Raw genomic sequence first — 24,527 nt, 5'->3', positions numbered from 1 at the left:
CATAGGAGTCTTTTTTGACTAATCCTAACTTAACGTCAATTATGGATAAGAAATCGAGTATGGATAAGAAATCGAGTATGGATAAGAGATCGAGTATGGATAAGAGATCGAGTATGGATAAGAGATCGAGTTATTACTTCGACCCGTTCTGGCTGAGGAGGCGCACCAGCGCCGTCTCGAAGCCTTGGCAGGTACTTTCGAACCCGATGCCCAAGGCTTCGAGACGGCGCTGGTGCGCCTCCTCAGCCAGAACGGGTCGTGATAGAGACTCGTTATAATTATATCTTTATCCATAATTCACGTTAACTTAATGAATAGAAATAATAAATTTATTAAATAAAGCTCTTTTTCTTACAAAGGATGAAATTGATAACATTGAGACCTTTAATATCGCATATTTTACTGCGATACGCAGAACGTCCATGCTAGAATTTAAAAAAACCAGAGAATCTCTCAACACCAGTTAATGAATTAAAAACGAAAACGAAGAGACGATTGGATTTGGAACAAGGATTCAGCTCTCTCTATTTCTAAAACTTTAAGTGTTAAGTCTTTTTAAGAGTAAAATGGCCTCACCATGAGCGCTGTTGCGTTATGGTGAGAATTCTTGGTTTTTCATCCACTCATGACTATGAATGTATTTTTCCAGGTTAAAATTGTGCCGACTCTTCCCATAGTTGTGCAACAATTTGAGGATTTGCTAAAGTCGATATGTCACCTAACTCTTCAAGACTTTGTATTTCTTTTGCTGCGATTTTGCGCAAAATACGCCGCATGATTTTACCGGAGCGTGTTTTTGGTAAGTCATGAGTAAAATGAATAACATCTGGTTTGGCTATAGGGCTTATTTCTTGATTTACTTGTTTGATTAACTGAGCTTTTAACGCATCATTTGCAGTGAAACCGTCCCTTAAAATGACAAAAGCATAAATTCCTTGCCCCTTTAACTCATGAGGAATACCAACAACAGCTGCTTCTGCAACACTAGGGTGACTCACCAATGCACTTTCAATTTCTGCAGTACCTAAGCGATGGCCTGAAACATTAATGACATCATCCACACGGCCGGTGATCCAATAATCCCCATCTGCGTCACGCTTGGCGCCATCACCAGTAATGTAATAGCCATGATGCAAATAGGTGGTACAATAGCGATGGTGATCTCCTGCTATAGTTCGTGCCATAGAAGGCCAGGGATATTTTATCGCTAAATATCCTTCACCAACGCCGGTTATTTCATGGCCATGCTCATTCAGTAACACTGGGATAACCCCTGGAATGGGTTGGCGCGCAGCTCCAGGTTTGCTGCTCGGCTCGTCTACTCTTGGACTAATCATTACTGCCCCAGTTTCTGTTTGCCACCAGGTATCGATTATTGGACATCGACTTTGGCCTACTTTTTGAAAATACCATTGCCATGCTTCGGGATTGATGGGTTCACCTACGGAACCTAGTAAGCGTAAAGAACTGCGAGAGCTGGATGCGAGCCAGTCATCTCCTGCGCGCATTAAAGCACGTATTGCAGTAGGTGCGGTATAAAAGACATTCACTTGATACTTATCCACAATTTGCCAATTTCTGGAAGGATCAGGCCAAGTAGGGATTCCTTCAAAGATAAGCGTGGTGATTCCATTACAAAGAGGGCCATACACTAAATAGCTATGACCAGTCACCCAACCTACATCAGCGGTACACCAAAAAACGTCATTATCGTGACAATTAAAGAGCAACTGATGAGTATAAGCTGTTTGTACCAGATAACCTCCTGTAGTATGAACTACTCCCTTAGGTTGTCCTGTGCTGCCCGAAGTATAAAGAATAAACAATGGATCTTCGGCATCCATAGGTTCAGGATCACAATGATCACTTACTTTCTCTTTTAACTCATGCCACCAATGATCTTTATTTGTATCAAAAGCAATAGGATCATTACTGGTTTTAATGACAAGCCTAGGTAATGACAAATCCTTGCATGCCTCATCAATTTGTTCTTTTAATCCTACTAATTTACCTCCGCGATAAAAGTGGTTTGCAGTAATAATACAGCTGCATTCTGATGCGAGTACACGTTGTCTTAAAGCTTGGGCTGAAAAACCAGCAAATATGACCGTGTGTACTGCACCAATTCGGGTGCAAGCAAGCATGGCGATTGCTGCTTCAGGAATCATCGGTAAGTAGATGGCGACTTTATCCCCTTTTTTTACATTGAATTGTTTGAGTACATTGCTCATGCGGCATACTTCAGCATGTAATTTTGCAAAAGTTAATGTTTTATTTTGGCTTGGATCATCGCTCTCCCAAATAATTGCTGGGTGATTTGCTTTATGGGGAAGATGTCTATCCAGACAATTTAAGCTGACGTTTAGTTTCCCACCTTTAAACCAAGTTACATCGCCATGTTGCAAACCACCAGTCAATACTGTATCCCAGGGACGTAGCCAATCCAAAGTTTGTTGTGCTATTTCGGACCAAAACTCAGTTAAGGAGTCTTCTGTTGGTGTTAATTGAGGGGTGCGTAAAGGAGCATGCATGTTATACCTCTTTCCCTTGAGCGATTAATTTGATTATGGCTGAAAAATCGGCCTCACCAAGACCTTGATCCACAAAATGTTGGTAAATTTGAGTGGCTTTCGACCCTAAAGGGGTTTCCAGATTTACGGAGTGCGCCGAATCTTGACTGAGTAATAAATCTTTAAGCATCATTGCTGCAGCGAATCCTGGCTTATAATCATTATTTGCAGGAACATTTTCTAAAACGCCTGGAACAGGTGCATATTTAGTCATTGCCCAGCATTGTCCCGAAGCATTACTTACTACCTCAAAAAGTTTTTGTGGTGATAATTGTAATTGTTCCGCAAGAACAAAGGCCTCCGAAATAGCAATCATTGAGATGCCCAGAATCATATTATTACAGATTTTTGCTGCTTGGCCACTTCCTGCAATCCCTGTGTAAATGATTTTTTGTCCCATAGCTGCTAAAAAAGGTTTTGCCATATGGAACGCGTGTTCTTCGCCACCAACCATAAAGGTTAGAGTAGCGGCTGCTGCCCCGGCTACACCACCTGAAACAGGTGCATCAACTACCTGGAGATGATGTTGGGTCGCCAGATGATGCAGTTCACGTGAACTATTGACATCTATGGTCGAACAATCAATGAATAAAGTATCTTTTTTAGCTGCCTGGAATAATCCATTATTGCTATGACAAACTCCTAAGACTTGTTGTCCAGTTTGCAGCATGGTAATAATTACCTCTTTATTATGAGCTAATTCCTGGATGTTAGGGGCAATGAAACCACCAGCTTGGGAAAAATGTTGCAGGGCTGTTTGTTGTAAATCATATCCTGTAACTTGATGTCCTGCTTTAATCAGGTTGATGGCCATAGGTAAACCCATATGCCCAAGTCCTACAAATCCTATTTTTGCCATTGAATTCTCCATCTGATTAATTATGTAGCTTAGGTGATGCGTGACGAAATCCGGGAAATTGATTAGGATCAATCAACCCGGGTTTCGCCTCACCTCACCCAGACTATCCATTATTTTTAAATCATTTTAATCATGTGTGGGCATAATAAAAGCGTTGTCTTTGATTTCACTAATAGGCCATTTACTCGTAACTGTTTTTCGGCGCGTGTAAAAATGAATACTTTCTTGACCATGCATGTTTGTATCACCAAAGGAAGAATGCTTCCAACCCCCAAAAGGATGGTTTGCAACGGGGACTGGAATCGGGATGTTGACTCCAACCATGCCTACTTGTACACGTTGACTGTATTCACGAGCACTGAAGCCATCACGAGTGAAAATTGCGGTTCCATTGCCATATTGATTTCTATTTACTAAAGCTAAAGCATCTTCAAAACTATCTACGCGAACGATAACGAGAACTGGACCAAAAATTTCATGCTGATAAATAGACATATTTTCATTGACATGATCAAACAAACAGGGCCCCATGAAGAAACCTTGGGGGTGCTCGGGATGTTTAAATGATCTTCCATCAATGAGTAATTTAGCTCCTTCATTTATTCCTTGCTCTACGGCAGCCAAAACTTTTTGTCGATGAGCATCGCTAATTAAAGGCCCCATATCTGTTTCGGGAATATCACCGGCATTAATTCGTGTTGCATGAATTTGTGGTGTCATTTTGGCAATAAGTGTATCAGCAGTATGTGCTCCCACGGCAACAACGACTGAGATTGCCATGCATCGTTCACCAGCAGAACCATAAGCAGCGCCTACAATAGCAGAAGCAGCTTGATCCAAATCTGCATCCGGCATGACCACACAATGATTTTTTGCACCACCAAAAGTATGAGCCCGTTTTCCATAAGAGGTAGCTGCAGTATAAATATGTTGTGCTACTGGTGTAGAAGCGACAGCAGTAAATGTGGCAATATCAGGATGAGTGAGTAAATAATCTACTGTTGATTTATCTCCATGGATGCAATTAGCAACTCCATCGGGCAATCCAGCATCGCTTAATAATTCCAGCAAACGAACAGGAGCGGAAGGATCTTGTTCCGAAGGTTTTAAGATAAATGTATTGCCACAAGCAATAGCTGGGATAAGCATCCATATTGGAACCATAACTGGAAAATTAAATGGGGAAACACCAGCACAAACACCCAGTGGTTGTCTTAACGTATGGCAGTCAATACCCGTAGTTACATCAGCAGAAAAATCTCCTTTCAGTTGATTCACCAGGCCACAATGTAATTCGACTACTTCTATTGCTCGAGCTACAGAACCTTTGGCATCATCTAAAGTTTTTCCATGTTCACGAGTAACAATTCGCGCTAAATCTAATTGATTTTTTTCAAGTAAATCTCTGAATTTAAAAAGGATTCGTGCTCGCTTAATGGCTGGAGTTTTTGCCCAATCTATTCCTGCTTTTTTAGCTGCAGCGATTGCATTGTCGCAAAGAGATTTTGATGCAAAATGGACTTGGCCGATGACTTCTCCTAAAGCGGGATTATAAATAGAGTGACCTGTCGTATTTGTTTCATTAAGTAATTGACCATCAATATAATGTTGTACAATGTAGCCCATTAGCAAACTCCTTTTATTATTTTTAGCAATTAAGTTGTGTATTGTAATTGTTTCATGGAATTATTTATACAATAATAGCGAAGAGATTAGGACTAAAATAACCTCTTTTTGAATCACTCTATAGTGGAGTAACTTTAAAATAGAGGTAAGCAGTTAAGGAAAATAAGCGATGGGAAAAGGAATTATTGTACGTGTGCCGTATGGCATCGAATTATCATCTGAATTACTGAGTGCCTTAGAAGTTCGCTTTCCAGGTTATATTCTAGAAACCTATCACGAGAAACCTGATTATCACCGTAGTTTTGCACGTCGTGTCGATAGCCTGCACAAGGCGTTCTGCTTTCTTATCGACGCTTATCCATTTTCTGCAAAAAACACGCCGTTAAGCAAAGAAACGTTAAAGACATATGTTGATGAATGTAAATTAGCCACTGCTGATGCAAAAGGCTCTGTAGATGATTTGCATAAAGAATTGGAGCGATTCACTGCCAAATTAATTGAACTTATTGCTTTAAATTGGGGTTGTTCTGATATTAAAGAGGCTATAGAGCTATTGAATGAAGCAGAACAATATGCGTTGATGCGCGAAGGTCGTTATGACTTAGCCACTCTAGTCCCTATGAAGTTGGGGCACGATGTAGATTATGTGCTTCAGTTAGACGAAACACTACCCCCCCATTACGATCAATTACTCGATGAATTAACATTAATTAAAGCTAAAAAATATCCCAAAACGCCTAACTGGTTACGTGATCTTGAGGAATATCAACATGCCTATTTTTGTAATTTGGAACAAGGAATTACCTCTTATCTTGAAGTAATTCGGGATTTTAATAATTTTTTACTGAATTGGTCCTCAATAAAAAGAAAAGCACTGAGCTTAAATACGGATTTGCAGCAAATCGTGAGTGGTTCTCCTCCACTTCCCTCATGGTTTAATACGTTAAGTGTACATCAACGCGAAATGATGCGAATTTTAGCGGCAGATCCCTCCTCATTGGATAAAAAATTAAACCAATTTAAAAAACTGCTCACAGGGGATATTTTTAAGTGGGAAATCTGGGATACAGCGACACAGATTTCCAGTCTTCCTCAGTGGTATTGGGTATTATCTGAACACCAACAGTTTTTTTTAGAGCATGTGCTTAAAGGAGTGGATAACGTAGAGGATGCGGTTTCCTTTTTATCGAGTCGTCATCGTACACTGCCATTGCCTGCAAATTATGCAGCTCACAGTTTGTTAGGAGTGAGTCAAAATGGGCAAATATGCGAATTATCGGCTAAGCGCTATCGTTCAAGTCATATTGCAACTCGAGACGGATTAAATTGGCCTAAAGCAGTGCAACAAAGGCATAGTGACTCAAATCTTGCTAAAGTGATGGAGCATTCAAAACTAGATCAACTTGCGATATTGCAAACACTGATTAGCCCAATACATGCAACAGATTATGTACCTAACTGGATTACTGATTATTTACCCACTTTGCCGCCTGATTTGGATTTGTACAAATTGGCTCGCTCTGCCATTGAACGTCGAAAAGACATTCAATTTATCCTTCAGAATAATCATCCCTATAATATGGCTAAGCGACTTTATTATACTCAGGCGTATGATAAAGACAGTTTGTCTCTATTAGCTACAGCAAAAAAGTATGTTTCTTTTACCTCAGGGTTACAAGAACTCTTAGATCAATACCAATCTGTTCTAGAGTCAGCACTTGGTACAGCAACTATTTTTGATTATGCAGGTAGAGAATTATTTTTGAGTTCTCTTGAGCAGTTAATTATCTTGACCGTTGGTGGACATTCCTATGGTTCTTGCGTTAGCGGCAAAGATAGAAAAGCCATTGAACTTATTCATACAGATGCGATGATTTTATATAAGGAGCGCTACGGTAGCTGGCCGGTGTTTGATGAACTTCCTGATAAGGAAAATCGTATCCGTTTTGTTTCTTTAGTAGCTGATTTATATATGAGCCGTCATCAGCATGAACATGCGGGACAAAATGCACCGGGTTCTGAAGGTATTAAAACTCCTGAATGGTATTTACCAGAAGATATTGCAGCAGAAATCAGAAGACGTTTAGATAGTGAGCGAGCACTTAAAGATGATGATAGGATGGCAACAGATAATGAAGTAAAGAATATTTTTATTGGGGGTAGTAAAAAACTTAGGGAATATTTACTTCCTGAAAATAAATTGTTATGTCGTTTAGTGGCGAGGCAATTAGGTGAAAGCAATTGCACGAAACTTTATGATTCCTTACATTCATTGATTAATGAAAGAAATCTATTTACGCCACAAGAGCAAAGTTCGCGTTGGACTAGTTCATTCTTTACTTCTGAGAGTAGCCCGACTCCTGATGGTATTAAACAGATTCTTGATTTAATGTCGAGTCCTTCATCAGGTAAAGATAATATCATACGAATTGAAAAAATATTACAGATTGTATCCGAACGACCTCAAAGTGATGGTAGCCGGACTGAAGCAACGAATTCAGTTTATGGGCACTTACGTTCATTTTTAAAACATAGTGAAACAGGTGCTACTTTTCCCAGGCTTGTTTCAACAACTGTAGAGGAATGGACTAAGTTATTTGAAGAATCTAAAAAAGCACATGTTAAAGAGCCTGAGTCTTATCATAGATGATAAAGCCTGGTCTTATCATCCAGGCTGTTGTTTTAAGGTTTTATAATAAAAAATGGTAAGAGGTCATACGAGGGAATGGTGAAGCTTGGCTGAACGGGCAGGTTTTCGTTCAAGATGCGTCAAACATGACCGTTCCCTGATAGCGCCTTTTACAATAAATGTTCAAGCCCATAGAGCAAGGTAGTCAATCCTAACACTTTTTGACAGCATAGGACGATACCGGGCATAAAAGAACGACGATCAATGCAATCATCAGTAATTGTTAACGTTTCACCTATGCTGCCAAAAATAACCTGTTGTCGTGCAATGACGCCAGGAATACGTAGGGAGTGAATATTTACATCATAGTGAGAGCCACCGCGTGCGCCAGGGATTAGTTCTTTGAGATTTAATTGATTTCTGGGGGTTTTCCGTGCTGCGGCAATCATTTCTGCTGTTTTTAAAGCAGTTCCTGAAGGAGCATCCAATTTTTGTTGGTGATGTGCTTCAATGATTTCTACTTCAGGAAAGTATTCTGCCGCTTTGGCCGCGAAGATCATCATTAAAACGGCACTAATTGAGAAATTAGGGACAATCACTCCACCAATATGATGGCGTTCACAAAGGGTGGTTAATTCGTTAATTTGATCAGGAAGAAGGCCTGATGTTCCAATCACAGGGTGTGCTTTATGATTGATGATAGTAAGGCAATTTTGGTAAACACAATCTGCACGAGTTAAGTCAACTACTATCTGAGCTTGGGTATCTTTAATGGCCTGAGCTAAATTATCTTCTCTGCCAAGTGTTGCCACTAAATCAAATTCATCGTGATTGTTCAGTGTTTCACAAGCAAGGGAACCCATTTTACCTTTGGCCCCATTAACAATAACACGAGTTAGCATAATACTCCTTATGAAGTTTATTTTTTATTTTTTTTGTCTTTTTTAGTGCCGTAGTGAGTATTCCAGGCCCAAACTGTCGCAAAAGGCCAACCAATAATGGTCACTTGCATCACTAATGAAATGACTGCACCGCCAGGATTATCATCCAAAAGAAGCAGAAGCCATGGAAAGAATGTTGCAAGAAATAATATAAACACTTTTTTAAAGAAATCCATCATTTGCTCCACAAATTTCGTTATAAAAAGTTGATGCATTGACAATTTATTAACGAGCTATTACCTGAATAATAAGTATAAGTCCAAGAAACCTTGAGTATACAAATTCTAGTCTAATTATAGGACTATCATTCACTTTTTTTCTACTTAGATTATTTGTTTTTATACCGTACGATTAAGCATCACAGAGGACTTGCAAACAATCAATAAACATTGTACATTGTGCGCTCATTTTTAATATAAATGCTTTTATTTCAGATATGACAATCAATATCTAACCAAGGGTCACTTATGAGAAAACAGGAGCTGCACCCACGCACCGCTGTTATTAATAAAGCTCAAAAAAATAAGTCTAAAAAAGCACGCGCAGATGCTTTGTTATGGCTCGCTGCAAATTTTCCGGCAGCATTTGATAATTCATTACGAATTCGCCCATTAAAAATTGGCATTATGGATGATATTTTGCTTCATGCAGAAAAAGCTGTGGAAGTTGGTCTTTCCAAAAGCAAATTAAGAGAGGCTGTGGTGTTATTTACTCGGCGTCTTGATTATTTAGCCTGTCTTAAACTTCGAGAAATGCGAATTGATTTGCATGGCAATGAAGTTGGTGAAGTGAGCGCAGAGGAAGCTGAATATGCGGCTGCTAAGATCAAAAAGCGAGTAGAAAAAAGTGCTCGTAACGCGCGTAAAGTTCTCGCAGAAAAAACTGTAAATCCTTCTCATTCTAATTCACAAGGCATGAATTATCACTCAAAAGCAATGAGTCCATTATCAAACACAACGGACGATAATTTTCCAATTTATCCAACACGAAGTACATACAATGCCCTAAATGCAACGACACAACCTGTTCGAACTACGGCTGTAGTGGTAAAGCATAAATCAGCAAAACAGTATGATCCTGATGCTGTTGCACGTTTGAAAGAGAAATTGGGATTATCCAGAAATTCTGAAGAGAAAAAAGAAGCTATTGAAGAGTAATTTCTATCCGGCAATGGTTTAGTGTCACGATGTCTGTTTACTTGCATGGTAGCTTTCGAACGTTTAGAATTTTGCAATTGATGCCTCACTCATTAAGTGAGGCTAATGTCTGGGTTATGGAGTATAGCTCAAAGTTTTTTCTGTACCTTCGTTGCTTTTAGGTGTCAGTTTGAAAAAACGACAAGCGCTAGGTGAATGTTGATGTTTTTCCACTGAATCAATCTCTATATCTTTTACACCCGCCAATGATATTGACTCCTGATTCGAAGGTTCTTTATCCTCTGTTTTTACTGCAGAATGCTCATGAATATTTTGTGTTTGCCATTGTTGCAATACTTTATTCATACCTAATTGATTTAGGAATTCATGTTGTTGCTCTGTAAATAAAAGCTGTTTCGGATCTTTTACGTATTGCTGTAACAACTCAAAGCATTTATTAACGTAATCATTGTCTTGTGAGCTAATAAATTCATCCAGCTCACTGTTTTTAATTTTCGCCAATTGTGCCAAAACTACAATAAGCATCATGAATTGGGTGGCATGAGATTGTGTTGCCAGTGAGTTACTTGCATTGATCACCTGTCGGGTTAATGGACAAATAACTTCTTCTTTAGTTAAATCTTCTCCACCATCATCGCGTAATTTTTTCCGATGTGACTCCAATTCTACTGCTTGTTGTGTAATTAGTTCTTCCAGATATTGGGGGAGCAATTTAAATCCAGATGTTTTATCAGATGATTGCAAAATTTTCCAGTACTCATCAACCAACGGTGCTACATTTTTGTCACCAATTTGTTTAATTCTGTTGATGATAGCCATTGCTGCTTCTGCATTTTGTTTGGCTGCCATGTGTGCCATTATTAAGCCACCGTTTATGGCATTGCAAATCATGCGAATTTGAGCTTTGTCTTTACCGTCCTCTACAAGAAATCGTAAAATATTCTTTAGTTCTGTTTCATAAGGCTTATCTGTATTATTGTTTTGAACAACCAGGGCAATCTCACTCTTATCGTGTGGTGCTTTGGCAATAAATTGACGACTTTCTTCCATTTGCTTTGACATTTCTTGCAAGCTATTGGCTGACATCAATCTTAATTGCTCAAATTGTCGATAAGAAACAAAAACAGGATCATCAGGAATCATAAGAGAGGCCGGATCAACAAGATGATTCACAAAATCCTCAATTTGAGCACTAAAACTCGACAAATCGATATTTTCCAGCCATTTATACATACTTATCTCCAATATCATTAAACTTCAAACGTGTTATTTCTAAATCAGATTCCTATTCGCTTAGTTGGTTTGCCTATTTCGCTCCATCGAAAATAGTTCATAGGGATTATTTATCCCATTACTATAAAACTTTAACCATTGGTTGATTTGGTAGATTTCTTTCTGGGGTAGGCTCAGTAGTATCATTTTTCTTGAAAAAGCCAAGTTTAATTTGAAATTTGACCCGCGATTCGGATTTAATATCCTTCCCATCTAAATTAAAATCATTAGTAATTTCTTCGACTAAGGTTTTTAAATAGGAGTTACTAGGGATCGCTAAGTTATACTGCTCCATGCGTGATTTAAAATAAGATTGTAAATCTTCTTTGTAAAGGCCAAACTGTCTTGGGAGTATATTCATTTTTAACAGTTTAAGCATGGTTTCAATTTCAAATACATAGGCATTCGCTTCATTATTTTTTAGCTTACCATAAACGTTAAATGCATGACCTGCTTCATGAACGAGCATCCCAATGGTATCAATATTGCTTCTTTTAGGTTCAATCAAATAGGCATGACTAATAGCGATCGTTATATTAGGAACCCAATCCTCATGAAATTGTTTTAATTTTTTATAAGTAACTTCTGTTACAAAAATTGCGGGGTTTCCTCTCACACCCATAAATGAATTTGGTTGAGGAAAGTTAATTTTGAGCTCGGGAATAATAGCGTAAGTGCCATTTCTTAAACCTTCAAATCCAAGTATTTGACAATACAATAGTATCCTTTTCATTTCTTCATCACTCATACTCCCTCCTCAATTTATTTATAAAATCACCATCAAAAAATCAATTTATCCATTTTGAAATCATATTAATCATGAAAATAACTTGAAGTATATTTATATGTCAATACATTATGATCATAATTTATTCTCACTAGAGAAAATAAATTGCAAGAGATGTTAAATTATCTTTGTTGTGTTGTTTATGATGTGAGTGGATGATTCATGACAAAAAATGGGATTTATTATCATTAAGCAACGAAAGCTGGGAATAAGGGTTTTATTCCCTCCGGTGTCTCTCTGGCCCCGTTCGTATTGAGAAGATGCTCTTGATGTTTTAACAGGAGTATAAGGCTCTATTTAATTAGATGATCTCAGTCTGCAAAAAGCCATGGCTATTTTTTGTGATTAACGCTAAGGGTTTTTGCGGAATCCAGAGTTTTAGTGCATCCCTGGATCCCGTTAATCGCCAAGAGCTTATTTAGAAGATCCTTCGCCAACTATATTAACAGTTCCAAAAGATCCGCCTGATAATGCGGCAATTTTTACAGTCTTTTGTTTGTTAAGGCCAAAGCTATTCACCATGGATAGTGCAAAGCTTGCCTGTTGATCGGGTAACCCACCTTGATGACGAGTACAGTTAACAACCACTATGCTAGGAACGGGGGCTCCAGTATCGTTATAGGTACAGGAATAAGTAGCTTCCCCTGTAGATAATGTAGTAGATAGGTCAGCAGTAACAATATTTGCAAGGCCATTTGCTGTTATATGGCCATTACCATCAGCATAAAATACCCCAACTTCTGTTAACCTACCAGCTCCAAATGCGGTGCTATTAAATTCACCAGCTATTTGATAGGCAAAACTACCTTTAAATACGCCTAATAGACTGGCTTCTTCTGCAAAAGAGGGTAATGATATTATCGGTAACGAGGTTAACAAAAGTCCGGTTAATAATTTTTTCATTAATTTCTCCATAAATTATTCTAGATTATCGAGCTTTATGTAATACATAAAAGTCCATAGCTCATTGTCAGTGTAACAGAGCGAAATATATTTACAATGGTGGTATTTGAGCTTGAAAAAAGAGGCTCTATGGGTATGTAGGAATTGACAAAAAAAATTTTTTGAAGTTACAAAGCGTGTTTTTTCAAGCAATTACAGTGCAAATAAAAGATTGAGCGGGTGATGGGAATCGAACCCACGCTATCAGCTTGGGAAGCTGAAGTTCTACCATTGAACTACACCCGCAAATAAATGATAACCTCAAGAGAGAAGTGATTACATTGTAAGCTTATTATAAACTATAGTTGGATAATCTCCATACTGTTTGTTCCTCCAGCTGTACCAATGATTCGACCTCTTGTTAATAAAATAAATCCTTTTTTCTCAAGATGTCCTCGCTTAATTAGCTCATTTATTACTTCTTGATTTAAGGTTTCGGATAAGAACAGATGATAATTCATGAACACAGGAAAAACATTATGCGCAAGACACAAGCGGCCGATTGTTCGTTTATTAGCAGAGACAGCGATAATAGGAACGGTACTTTGTTGTCTTGATATCCATAATGCGGTATCCCCTGATTCGGTTAAGGTAATAATGGCCTGGATGGGAAAGTGATTTGCGGCATGCATTGTGGCCATGGCAATCGCTTGATCCGCACGTTTATAGTGGCAAGATTCTTCCTTATTATGGTAATAAAAACTGGCATGCTTTTCTGCGCTTAAACAGATTTTATTGACCATGGATATCACTTTGATTGGAAATTGGCCACTAGCTGTTTCTGCAGATAACATGACCGCATCGGTTCCATCCAGTATGGCATTGGCAACATCGGAGACTTCCGCGCGAGTGGGTTGCGGGTTGTTAATCATTGACTCCATCATTTGCGTGGCAGTAATAACCACTTTATCCAAACGGCGTGCTTCTCCAATAATATGCTTTTGGATGGCAGGCACTTCGGCTGCGCCTACTTCAACACCTAAATCGCCTCGTGCTACCATGATTGCATCCGCTTCTTGAATAATTTCTGTTAAATATTCCAAAGCCTCAGTACGCTCGATCTTTGCAATAATGGGTATTTTTTTTCCAAACTCATTCATAAGTGCACGAGTATGCCTAATGTCTTGGGCATCTTTTACAAAAGATAGACTAATGTAATCTACCTCTGCTTCTATGGCAGTGTGTAAATCGCGTTTGTCTTTATCGGTCATCGTCCTTGCTGCCAATCCACCACCTTTTCTGTTTAACCCTTTTAGATCACTTAATATTCCCCCTTCGATAACGATACAGTGAATTTTAGAGTCAGTAATTGTTGTTACTTCCAATTCAACCAATCCATCATTAAGCAGTAAATGATCTCCGAGAGCCAACTCACGAGATAGATTTGGATATGCGATAGAAACTTCATTAGTATCACCTAATAGCTCTGGAGTATTACAATCCAAAGTAAAAGTTTGGCCTTCAACCAACGTAATTGATTTATTCTTGAAACGTCCAATGCGAATTTTAGGCCCTTGTAAATCGGCCATTACTGCTAAGGGGTGATGTAATTCTTCACTTATTTGTCGAACTAAGGCAATAAGTTGTAACGCAGATGCATCTGCATGAGAAAAATTAATTCGGACTACATCAACACCAGCAGTTAACATAGCGCGAAGTTTCGTTGGATCACTACTGGATGGTCCTAGAGTAGCAACAATTTTAGTTTGGCGTAACATCTTTAGCACGCTCCTGCAAAATGGCAACAGCTGGTAAGGTTTTTCCTTCCAAACACTCCAGAAATGCCCCACCTCCGGTGGAAATATAGGAAATCTGTTGATTGAGATCATAGAGATCAATTGCCGCCAATGTATCACCACCACCAGCAATGGAAAATGCGTCGCTTTCAGCAATTGCTATTGCTAACGCTCGAGTACCATAGGCAAATTGAGCAAACTCGAAGACGCCTACTGGTCCATTCCAAATAATGGTTTTGGCTTTATTGATGATATCAACGTATTCACTCACCGTCATAGGCCCAATATCGAGAATCATGTCATCAGATGCGACATTGTGCAGTGATTTGTTATAGGCAGGGCACAATTCACTGAATGACTTCCCTACTACAACATCAGTGGGTAAGGGGATATGGCAACCTTTTGCTTTGGCTAATTGGAGAATTTCGCGTGCTTCATCCAGTAAATTCTCTTCATAAAGAGAAACACCTATTTCAAATCCTTGTGCTTTGAGAAATGTATTTGCTATTCCTCCACCAGGAATTAAATAATCAACAAGATTTACTAATTGTCGTAATAAGCTGAGTTTGGAGGAAACTTTAGCACCACCTACAATCGCAACAATAGGTTTTTGTGGTGCTTCAAGTGCTTTATCTATGGCGTGAAGCTCTCTCACTAGTAATGGGCCTGCAACCGCAATCGGCGCATACTGAGCCACTCCATATGTGGATGCTTGAGCACGATGCGCGGTTCCAAAAGCATCCATCACAAAAATGTCACAAAGATGAGCAAGTTTTTTAGCAAGTTGCTCATCATTACTTTTTTCGCCAACATTAAAGCGTACGTTTTCACAGACAACCAACTCACCTGGTTTTACATCGATACCATTGAGATAATGACTTTCGAAACGAACAGGATAATTTAAGTGTTCACTTAAGTATTCTGCTATGGGCTGCATGGAAAAACGTCTTTCAAATTTTCCTTCTTCAGGACGACCTAAATGAGACAGAACCATGACTGCAGCGCCAGCAGCTAAAGCAGTTTCCAAAGTAGGTAAAGCGGCCTGTAATCGCTGGTCACTGGTAATAATCCCTTCTTTAATGGGGACATTTAGATCCTCTCGAATTAGCACCCGTTTTCCTGACAGGTCTATATCGCTCATTTGTATCAGGTTCATTAGTTATCTCCAAATCGGGGTTAGCAACTCATCATTTGCTGTGCTGTATCAAGCATACGATTAGAAAAACCCCATTCGTTATCATACCAAGCGACTATTTTCACCAGATTGCCAAACACTTTAGTTTGGGTGGTATCAAAAATAGCAGATGCTGGATTATGGTTAAAATCGCATGATACTAAAGGATCATCATTGATTTGCAAAATGCGATTTTTTGCTTGACGGACAATATCATTGACTTCTTTTGCCGTTGTTTCGCGCTTTGCAGTAAAGGTTAAATCAATCACTGAAACATTAAGCACTGGAACACGCATTGCAAAGCCATCGAGTTTACCAGCGAGTTCAGGTAATACTAATCCTACTGCAGCAGCAGCGCCTGTTTTTGTCGGAATAATTGAGTGAGCTGCAGCACGTGCTCGGCGCAGGTCTTCATGACTTCCGTCTAAAAGCATTTGATCGTTAGTATAGGCATGGACTGTATTTAATAAGCCGTATTCAATTCCTAAAGCATCATTTAAAGGTTTTACTACTGGTGCCAAACAATTGGTAGTGCAAGAAGCATTGGAAACAATGAGATCAGATGATTTAAGTGTGTGGTGGTTTACTCCATATACTATAGTGGCATCAACATTTTTTCCGGGAGCAGAAATTAATACTTTTTTTGCACCAGCAGCAATATGTTGCATTGCTTTTTCGCGTTCTGTAAAGAAACCCGTACACTCTAAAACTAAATCAATATTGAGCTCCTTCCAGGGAAGATTCGCAGGATTGCGTTCAGCGATAATTTTAATCGCATGCCCATCGATAATTAACATATCTCCTTCAATGCTTACATCTGCAGCAAAGCGTCCATGTGTGGTGTCATAGCGGGTTAGATGTGCTGTAACATCAATCGCTGATAAATCATTGATGGCTACGATTTCAAATTCGTTTTGTTTTTTGGATTCAAAAATTGCTCTTAAAACACAACGACCGATGCGGCCATAGCCATTAATCGCAACACGTATTGTCATATTACTTCTCCAATATTTTAGTAATAACTAGTTACTTTTATTCCAAGAGGTTTATTGTTGCTGGAATATTAAAGCCTCACTTTTGAAGTTAGAGAACAATCTAAGTGAAGGCTTTATCTTTTACCCAGACTACAATAATGTATTTAAAGTTTTAACGATTCGCTCAACAGTAATTTCCAAGAATTGGTATGCTTGGGCTGCAGGAGCAGATACACCAAAACGATCCAAGCCTATTACTGTGCCTTCTAGACCAACAAATTGATACCAATAGGCAGAACTGGCTGCCTCAATTGCTATGCGTATGCGGATATTTGGTGGCAATACCTGATTTTTATAAATTTGGTCTTGCTCCAGAAATCGTTCCGCACAAGGCATAGAAACTACGCGCACTTTCAATCCTTGTGTTTGCACTTGTTCGGCAGCAGCAATCGCTAATTGAACTTCTGATCCAGTTGCGATCAACAGTGCGTCAGGAGTGCCCTCGCAATCTTTGATGATATAACCACCTTTTTTAATCAATTCAGCAGCTGTTTCCCCATGTGGCAATGCAGGTAAGTTTTGTCTTGAAAGCAGTAAAGACGTTGGCCCATTATGATGCTCCAAAGCAAATTGCCATGCAACAGCAGTTTCCATTAAATCTGCAGGTCGCCATACACTCATTCCAGGAGTCATTCGTAACATAGATGCATGCTCTATCGGTTGATGGGTTGGGCCATCCTCACCTAAACCAATAGAGTCGTGTGTAAAGATATAAATGACGCGCTGTTTCATTAACGCACTTAAACGTACGGCATTTCGTGCATAATCTGCGAAGACTAAGAATGTTCCGCCATAAGGAATAAATCCTCCGTGTACTGCTATACCATTCATAATCGCAGCCATAGCGAACTCGCGAACCCCATAATAGAGATAATTACCCGAGTAATCGTGGGCAACAATTGCTTTACTGCCTGACCAGTCCGTATTATTCGAACCTGTTAAATCTGCTGAGCCACCAAGCATTTCCGGTAATAACCGTGCAAAATATTCGATGCATTGTTGTGACGCTTTACGTGTTGCAATGGCTTTCTCATTATTGCGGCATTGTTCAAAAAATGCATGGCTTTGGTTTTGCCAATCATCAGGAAGATCTCCATTGATGCGGCGTAAAAATTCATCGTGCTTTTGAGGATAATGTTGCTGGTATTGATTTAGCAGCATTAGCCATTGCTGTTCGACTTTTTGCCCTTGTTCTACATTGTTCCATTGCTGATAAATGGAATCAGGGATCACAAAAGGCTCATGTTTCCAGTTAAAAAATTCGCGGACATTGGCAACATCTTTTGTACCTAATGCTGAACCATGGGCTTTCTCACTCCCAGCAACAGAAGAGCCTAACCCAATTACTGTATTGCAGATAATTAATGTAGGCTGTGTTGTATTTGCTTGAGCTTTAAGAATGGCTTGTTCAATCTCATCCATATCATGGCCATTTATTGCTTCAATGACTTGCCAATGATAGGCCTTAAATCGTGTTGCTGTATCGTCAGTAAACCAAGAGTCGATTTTACCATCAATAGAAATACCATTGTTGTCGTAAAAAACGATCAGTTTTCCTAAGCCTAAAGTACCTGCTAACGAACATGCTTCATGTGAAATACCTTCCATCAAGCAACCATCGCCCACAAATGTATAGGTATGGTGGTCGACAAGATTAAAATTATCCTGATTGAAGTGAGTCGCTAAAACACGTTCGGCTAAAGCCATTCCCACCGCATTTGCTAACCCTTGTCCTAAAGGGCCTGTAGTCGTTTCGACTCCTGGTGTATGGCCAAACTCGGGGTGTCCTGGGGTTTTTGAGTTTAATTGACGAAAATGTTTCAGATCGTCCAGAGACAGATTATAACCCGTGAGATGAAGTAATGAATAAAGGAGCATGGAGCCATGTCCATTGGATAAGACGAAACGATCACGATTAAACCAATGGGGATTTTGTGGATTGTGTTTTAAAAATTTCTTCCATAAAACAGTCGCTATATCAGCCATCCCTAATGGCATTCCTGGATGGCCTGACTGAGCTTGTTCTACTGCGTCCACACTTAAAATGCGAATGGCGTTAGCTAATTCTTTGCAAAGATTCATGGGGTCTCTTGTCGGTAACTTGGGAGCATTATTGTCGCTCAGAAGACAAAAATCAGCAAGAATACAAGTTATTTTTTAACCATTATTTTGCAAAAAGTATTTATATTGGTCTATTTTTCTGTTTTGTGAGCATATTTATGGAGGGCTCCGCGAAACAAGAGCATCTTTTTGCTTGATCTAAATAAATTAGCGATCACTATTTAATGGGAATTTGAGAAAAGAAGGCAATTATTATCAAAGCTCGTTTGGGCTTAGAGGCCTGAGTCGACTCTGGAGTTCACGTTATTTATTTCTTTGATTAAATATAGAGGATATAGCTTATATTATTATCTCTTTATACTTAATTTATGTAAACTTAGGTTTAATTTTTTACTTTTAAATTTATTTATAGACAAAAAAATAATGATCAAGATAAAATGCTTGTTTTGTTTTCAAAGTACATTGTAGTGCATTATGACCCCAATAACTCGACACTTACAAGATATTTTATCGGAGCTGCCTTTTTCTCAGGTAGAGAAAAATCCATTAAATTGGATTTTTACCGAAAGCATTAAAAAATTAGGCCCTGATTTTTATCGCAAAGTAATCCCACTTCATTTGGTACTTAGTCTAGAGTACAGCTTATTGGGGCAACAACTAAGAGCAAAATTTCTATCCAAACAACTGGTTAATCAAAAGGAAATAGAAGAGCAGTTAATTACTGCGTTAATGATGGCTGAACTCTTGGAGCATATATATCAGTACTATCTTGATGTCCCAAGAGAAGTAGTACGTTTACGCCAGCAACAAAAGTTATATCGTGAATTACTGGCAGAAATTATTAAACCTTTGTCTGGTGATCCTAAAAAATTAAAAATCAATCCTTCTTTTTCGCAAGATGTTCGTAATACAACGGTCTTTCTGAATTTATATCGGTTGTTATTTATTCGCTCTAAACGTGCTTTTGATGTTATTGCTACGCTTGGTACTGTTTCTGAATCCTATCGTAATTTTGTCAAAATTCTGGATAAATATACTGATCCCATTTTAGCGGATTTGGCATGGCTTTTTTTCATCCCCCGCCTGTCAGTAAATCTCTTTTTATTGGTGAAACATACTTTGCCTGGTCCTTGGATGAGCAAAGAAGAAAAGTCTTTAGGTTTAAGCGTACGTTTTAATGCGCAAATGCAGCGCAGATGGTTTGAATTAGGTAATGATAGTGTTTGGATGACGGCAGGTCTTATTAATCGATTTGTTTTAACAGGCGCATTAGCACCATTTGCTATATATGTCTCTATTACCTGTTTTGCAATTGATATTATTCTCTCTGTAACACGAGCTTATATTGAATTAAGTCGTTTGTATGAATTGCAAAAACAATACAAAGAGATGCTCAAGCAGACAAGCAATTCGACAGAACGAAAAAAAATTGAAGCACATCTTGACACCATAAAGAATCAACTCGATTTTGAATGGTTACGACTTGGTTCACATATGATGACAACTACGGCTATTTTTCTATCAATGGCAGTAGCTCTACCAATATTGGCGTTTAATCCGTTTGTTATTGCGATTGGTGCAGTTTGTTTGGTTGCAGTTTGTTTTATAAATTTTGCGTTATTTCAGATTATTGATGAGTGCCGACCGAAAGATGCTCTGGTAATTCCACAAGGTGGACTACCCAAACTAGGTTTTTTTGCGAAGAAGGAACAGAAAGACCCCATTTTTCTGTCTGAGCATGATTTGGTATTAGAGCAGTTATCAAGTTGCTCTATCTAATTAGCGCCAATTATTAAGATATATTGCGATCAGGAGACAATCTTTCCTATAGGTATAGAGGCATGATTAATTGAATGTTATGCTTAATACTTTATATCTATTTTCGAAGGTAAAGCATGTCAGCACCAGTTGGATTACCACAGTTTAACCATATTGATGTAACTCATTTTCAGTCTCATCTTGATGCGATGCTAAAAAAGCATTTACAACAAGTAGAGCACTTACTCAAAGATAATCCTCACTGTACCTGGGATAATTTAATGTATCCTTTAGAGGATATGGATGATGAGCTAGAGCGTTTCTGGGCTCCATTATCTCATTTACACGGAGTCATGGATTCTCCTGAGTTGCGCAAATGTTATGATGCTTGTTTGCCGCTGCTCTCTGCTTACGAAACTGCAATGGGACATAATCATGAGTTATATGAGGCCATTAAATCAATCGATAAGCATACACTTAATCCCGTACAGCAAAAACTGATTGCGGATAATTTGCGTAATTTTGAATTATCTGGGGTTGCTCTTGATAAAGAGCGCAAAAAGCGTTTTGAGGTGATCCAAACACGTTTGAATGAAATAACTAATCAATTTGAGCATAATATCTTAGATGCAACTCAAGCATTTACTTTGCACCTTGAAGATTCCACCCGCTTAGTAGGTGTACCTGAGCATGCATTAAATACAGCCAGAGAACTGGCTGTTGAGAAGGGTCTTGAAGGGTTTGTACTTACCTTAGAATATCCTTGTTATTATGCAGTAATGACTCATGCTGAAGATCGTAGTTTACGAGAGGAAATGTATCATGCTTATATCACTAGGGCTTCAGATCAGGGACCTAATGCTGGAACCTATGACAATACACCGTTGATTCAAGAAATTTTAGCGTTACGCCATGAAGAAGCACAGCTTTTAGGCTTTAGCAATTATGCTGAATTGTCTTTAGCGACAAAAATGGCGGAATCAACCAACCAAGTTATGGATTTTATGCAGGATTTAGTCAAGCGAGCCCATAAGCAAGGTGAAAATGAGTTTAAACAATTGGAGCAATTTGCTGCGGAGCAATTTAAGTTAAATCTTGTAAAACCCTGGGACGTAGGTTATTTGACTGAAAAAAGAAGACAAGCGTTATTTACATTATCCCAAGAAGACTTACGTCCTTATTTTCCCCAGTTAATCGTGATGCGCGGTTTGTTCGAACTTGTCGAAAAACTGTATGGGATGTCCATTGAGGAAATCAAGGGCACGGATGTGTGGCATAAAGATGTACAATGTTATTGTATCGTTGATGAGCATAATAACGTACGCGGCTATATTTATACAGATTTGTTTTCCAGACCTAATAAACGCAGTGGGGCATGGATGGATTCTTTACAAAGCCGCAGAAGGTTGGAAGACGGTACCGTACAACTACCTATTGCAACTTTGACGTGTAACTTTGCAAAGGCAACAGCGAATAAGCCAGCAATGCTCTCTCATGAAGAAGTCATTACTTTATTCCACGAATTTGGCCATTGCCTTCATCACATCTTAACTCAAGTAGATTACTTAGGTGCTTCAGGGATTAATGGTGTAGAGTGGGATGCGGTGGAGTTACCCAGTCAATTTTTTGAAAACTGGTGTTGGGAGAAAAGTGGTTTAGCTGCTTTAACTGCTCATGTAGATACTGGCGAGCCTCTTCCTGACTCTCTTTTCGAACGTCTCATTGCTGCAAAGAATTTTCAATCAGCAATGGCCATGTTAAGACAAATGGAGTTTTCTCTTTTTGATTTTCGCATTCATAAAGAATATATTCCGAATCAAGCTTCACTTGTTAATGATATTTTAACGGACGTGCGCTCTAAGTCTTGTGTTGTTCCTTTGGTTCCTTACAATCGTTTTCCACAGAGCTTTAGCCATATTTTTGCCGGTGGATATGCTGCAGGTTATTACAGTTATAGTTGGGCAGAGGTTTTATCCAGCGATGCCTTTTCTCGCTTTGAAGAAGAAGGTGTTTTAAATCCGCAAACAGGGCGTGACTTTTTACATAATATTTTAGAAGTAGGAAGTTCCAAAAAAGCTGCGGAAGCTTATAAAGCGTTTAGGGGGCGTGCTGCGACTATTGATGCTTTATTACGTCATAATGGCATTCAAGGATAAATTAAATTCCGGGTAAGAAAAAAGAATAACCCGGAAAGTGCTTTTGAAAGCGACGAAATTTGATAGAAGACGGCTTATTTTTTAACATTTTATGGTATACTTTAATGTAAGGGGGCGACCTGGCTTCGACGTGGGTTGCAAAACCAGAGGTGCATGCCGAGAATGAGGACTCTCGTAAATCAGACTCAACTAAATATAAATGCAAACGATGAAAACTTTGCTGGTGGGGAAGCTATTGCTGCCTAATAAGCACTTTAGTTAAACCATCACTGTGTACTGGCCAATAAACCCAGTATCCCGTTCGACCGAGCCCGCTTATCGGTATCGAATCAACGGTCATAAGAGATAAGCTAGTGTCCTAATCTATCCCGGGTTAAGATGCGAAACTTAGGGAGTCGCTGTGTATCATCCTGCCCGTCGGAGAATCCACAGTTAAATTCAAAAGACAAGGCTACGCATGTAGAGCTGAAGGCAGAGGATTTGCGGACGCGGGTTCGATTCCCGCCGCCTCCACCAATTAATCGTTTTTTACCGTCTAATAACATTCTAACTCCTCATAAAATCCATATTCCTATTGATCTTTACGTCCATTTGGACATAATGTCGTCGGCTCATCCCCATTTCCGGGGGCATTAATCAAGAACACAAAACTTTAACCCTTAACCTATAATTTTCAAAATTTCTAAATCCATAAGCACGTCGTTGAATTAGCTTCATCTTGCGATGAAATCCCTCCGTAATGCCGTTGTTTTTAGTAAACCGCCACATTCTAACCACTTCTTCCCGCCATTGATATAATGTTTTACCTAGAGTTTTTAGTGACTCAAAAGGACTTTCTTTTAAAAGCGTTACGTATTTAAGAAACAAAGGCAGTAAACGCCGACACTGTTTTGCTGTCCGATGCTTTTTCATCAGGAGTCGATGGAGACGTTGCTTAAAGTGATAGATAGCCGCAATTGCTGGTTGGTGCTGTAAATAGCTGGCTCTTTTATTTAATCGTTTTATCGTTAAATTGGCTTCATTCGTTCTTAATGCAGCTAATAGACCACGTTGATACTTTATTTGAGGGTCAATTTGTTGATAAGTCTGGAGACTCATCTGATTCAACAAGCGAATCACATGGAAACGATCGGCAACTATCTTTGCATTAGGAAAATAACGCTTAATTAACAAGCGATAGCTGCTGCTTAAATCAATACACACTACAAGTACTTTATCCCGACCCTCTAAGGACTTGAGATAGCTCTCTAAGTCTTTAGCACTACGCCCTTCAACCACATCAAAGATTTTGTGCTTGGCCAAGTCACAAAAGGTTGTAGCATACCCAACCTTTCTATTAAATGAATGCTCATCCAATCCTAAGATGCGAGGACAAGAGCGAGTTGCTATCTTTTTATAACGTAGTGCATAACCATAGTGATACCAACGCTCTACAGTCGATTTTCCCAGCTTTAAATCTCGCGCCAAATCCTTTTGACTCACTCCTTTGCTATGGTAGTGAAACACCTGCTTTCGTAAACTCTCCGTCGCTCTTTGATGTTTCCCTATCCCAGGAAATCGCTGATTAAAATAGCGTCCACAAGATGGACAATAATACTTATGGGCTTTGATACACAAATAACTCCGACGCAATCCAATCGATTCATGACGGATTCGTCTTATAAAACTGTCCTTTTTACGCAGCTTCTTATTACCGCAATGAATACAGCGAACTACCCAACGATAACTCACCTCTATGTATACTGGGTTTTCTCCACTTACTCTTTTAATAGAATATCCTGGCAAATTTAGGATACAATCTCTTTTAGGCATTTTAATCTTCCTT

At 39.0% G+C, this 24,527-nt stretch carries 17 protein-coding genes, 1 tRNA gene and 1 other RNA gene; 5 read left to right on the top strand and 14 right to left on the bottom strand.

Features of this window, described 5'->3' with window-relative positions; all coding sequences use genetic code 11:
* Positions 1–650: 650 nt before the first annotated feature.
* The 3 genes from acs to DYH34_RS16480 all read right to left on the bottom strand — a co-directional run bounded on the left by acs (position 651) and on the right by DYH34_RS16480 (position 5,055).
* Positions 651–2,531 (bottom strand): acetate--CoA ligase, encoded by a 1,881-nt coding sequence (gene acs, locus DYH34_RS16490; RefSeq protein WP_058463356.1) that lies wholly within the window; start codon positions 2,529–2,531, stop codon positions 651–653.
* 1 nt (position 2,532) lies between these two features.
* Complete coding sequence (gene mmsB, locus DYH34_RS16485; protein WP_058463357.1) at positions 2,533–3,429, bottom strand: 3-hydroxyisobutyrate dehydrogenase; 897 nt, start codon at positions 3,427–3,429, stop codon at positions 2,533–2,535.
* A 126-nt stretch (positions 3,430–3,555) separates the two neighbouring features.
* Positions 3,556–5,055, bottom strand: coding sequence for a CoA-acylating methylmalonate-semialdehyde dehydrogenase (locus DYH34_RS16480; RefSeq protein WP_058463358.1), 1,500 nt, complete (start codon positions 5,053–5,055; stop codon positions 3,556–3,558).
* A gap of 169 nt (positions 5,056–5,224) precedes the next feature.
* Here DYH34_RS16480 and DYH34_RS16475 point away from each other — a divergent pair, with 169 nt between their 5' ends.
* Complete coding sequence (locus DYH34_RS16475; protein WP_058463359.1) at positions 5,225–7,705, top strand: hypothetical protein; 2,481 nt, start codon at positions 5,225–5,227, stop codon at positions 7,703–7,705.
* 149 nt (positions 7,706–7,854) lie between these two features.
* On the opposite strand, the gene dapB is transcribed toward DYH34_RS16475, so the two are convergent.
* Together dapB and DYH34_RS16465 are read right to left on the bottom strand one after the other, a co-directional pair.
* Positions 7,855–8,586, bottom strand: coding sequence for a 4-hydroxy-tetrahydrodipicolinate reductase (gene dapB / locus DYH34_RS16470; protein WP_058463360.1), 732 nt, complete (start codon positions 8,584–8,586; stop codon positions 7,855–7,857).
* 17 nt (positions 8,587–8,603) lie between these two features.
* Positions 8,604–8,801, bottom strand: a complete 198-nt coding sequence (locus DYH34_RS16465; protein WP_058463361.1) for a hypothetical protein — start codon at positions 8,799–8,801, stop codon at positions 8,604–8,606.
* 291 nt (positions 8,802–9,092) lie between these two features.
* On the opposite strand from DYH34_RS16465, the gene DYH34_RS16460 reads away from it, so the two are divergent.
* Positions 9,093–9,782: a ProQ/FinO family protein gene (locus tag DYH34_RS16460; RefSeq protein ID WP_058463362.1), complete on the top strand. Its 690-nt coding sequence runs from the start codon at positions 9,093–9,095 to the stop codon at positions 9,780–9,782.
* Positions 9,783–9,896: 114 nt separating this feature from the next.
* Here DYH34_RS16460 and DYH34_RS16455 read toward each other — a convergent pair whose 3' ends face one another.
* The 8 genes from DYH34_RS16455 to tkt all read right to left on the bottom strand — a co-directional run bounded on the left by DYH34_RS16455 (position 9,897) and on the right by tkt (position 18,809).
* Positions 9,897–11,015 carry a hypothetical protein gene (locus DYH34_RS16455; protein WP_058463363.1) on the bottom strand — a complete coding sequence of 373 codons (1,119 nt, stop codon included), beginning with the start codon at positions 11,013–11,015 and terminating at the stop codon, positions 9,897–9,899.
* 121 nt (positions 11,016–11,136) lie between these two features.
* The gene (locus DYH34_RS16450; protein WP_058463364.1) at positions 11,137–11,802 is read right to left on the bottom strand and encodes a hypothetical protein; all 666 of its coding nucleotides are present in this window, start codon (positions 11,800–11,802) and stop codon (positions 11,137–11,139) included.
* A gap of 453 nt (positions 11,803–12,255) precedes the next feature.
* Positions 12,256–12,744, bottom strand: coding sequence for a hypothetical protein (locus tag DYH34_RS16445; protein ID WP_058463365.1), 489 nt, complete (start codon positions 12,742–12,744; stop codon positions 12,256–12,258).
* A 214-nt stretch (positions 12,745–12,958) separates the two neighbouring features.
* Positions 12,959–13,029: transfer RNA gene (locus tag DYH34_RS16440), tRNA-Gly, on the bottom strand.
* A 53-nt stretch (positions 13,030–13,082) separates the two neighbouring features.
* Entirely contained in the window at positions 13,083–14,501 is a 1,419-nt protein-coding gene (gene pyk / locus DYH34_RS16435) for a pyruvate kinase (RefSeq protein ID WP_058463366.1), read from the bottom strand.
* Positions 14,485–15,675, bottom strand: coding sequence for a phosphoglycerate kinase (locus tag DYH34_RS16430; RefSeq protein WP_058463367.1), 1,191 nt, complete (start codon positions 15,673–15,675; stop codon positions 14,485–14,487). The genes pyk and DYH34_RS16430 overlap by 17 nt, the downstream gene beginning before the upstream one ends.
* 20 nt (positions 15,676–15,695) lie before the next feature.
* Positions 15,696–16,688, bottom strand: a complete 993-nt coding sequence (gene gap / locus DYH34_RS16425) for a type I glyceraldehyde-3-phosphate dehydrogenase (RefSeq protein ID WP_058463368.1) — start codon at positions 16,686–16,688, stop codon at positions 15,696–15,698.
* A gap of 129 nt (positions 16,689–16,817) precedes the next feature.
* On the bottom strand, positions 16,818–18,809 hold the full coding sequence (tkt, locus tag DYH34_RS16420; RefSeq protein WP_058463369.1) for a transketolase: 1,992 nt from the start codon (positions 18,807–18,809) through the stop codon (positions 16,818–16,820).
* Between the two features lie 453 nt (positions 18,810–19,262).
* On the opposite strand from tkt, the gene DYH34_RS16415 reads away from it, so the two are divergent.
* The 3 genes from DYH34_RS16415 (at position 19,263) to ssrA (ending at position 23,218) form a co-directional block, all read left to right on the top strand.
* Positions 19,263–20,567: a hypothetical protein gene (locus DYH34_RS16415; RefSeq protein ID WP_058463370.1), complete on the top strand. Its 1,305-nt coding sequence runs from the start codon at positions 19,263–19,265 to the stop codon at positions 20,565–20,567.
* A 116-nt stretch (positions 20,568–20,683) separates the two neighbouring features.
* A complete protein-coding gene (locus DYH34_RS16410; protein ID WP_058463371.1) occupies positions 20,684–22,702 on the top strand; it encodes a M3 family metallopeptidase in 2,019 nt (672 codons plus the stop codon).
* Positions 22,703–22,812: 110 nt separating this feature from the next.
* Positions 22,813–23,218: a transfer-messenger RNA gene (gene ssrA, locus DYH34_RS16405) on the top strand.
* A 120-nt stretch (positions 23,219–23,338) separates the two neighbouring features.
* Here the strand turns inward: ssrA and DYH34_RS16400 are convergent.
* Positions 23,339–24,514, bottom strand: a complete 1,176-nt coding sequence (locus tag DYH34_RS16400) for an ISL3 family transposase (protein WP_058463644.1) — start codon at positions 24,512–24,514, stop codon at positions 23,339–23,341.
* Positions 24,515–24,527 lie beyond the last annotated feature (13 nt).

Origin of the sequence: Legionella cincinnatiensis, from assembly GCF_900452415.1 — a bacterium.
GTDB classification, from domain to species: domain Bacteria; phylum Pseudomonadota; class Gammaproteobacteria; order Legionellales; family Legionellaceae; genus Legionella; species Legionella cincinnatiensis.
Note: the sequence above shows the minus strand (reverse complement) of the source record. Positions and strands in the feature narration are given on the sequence as shown.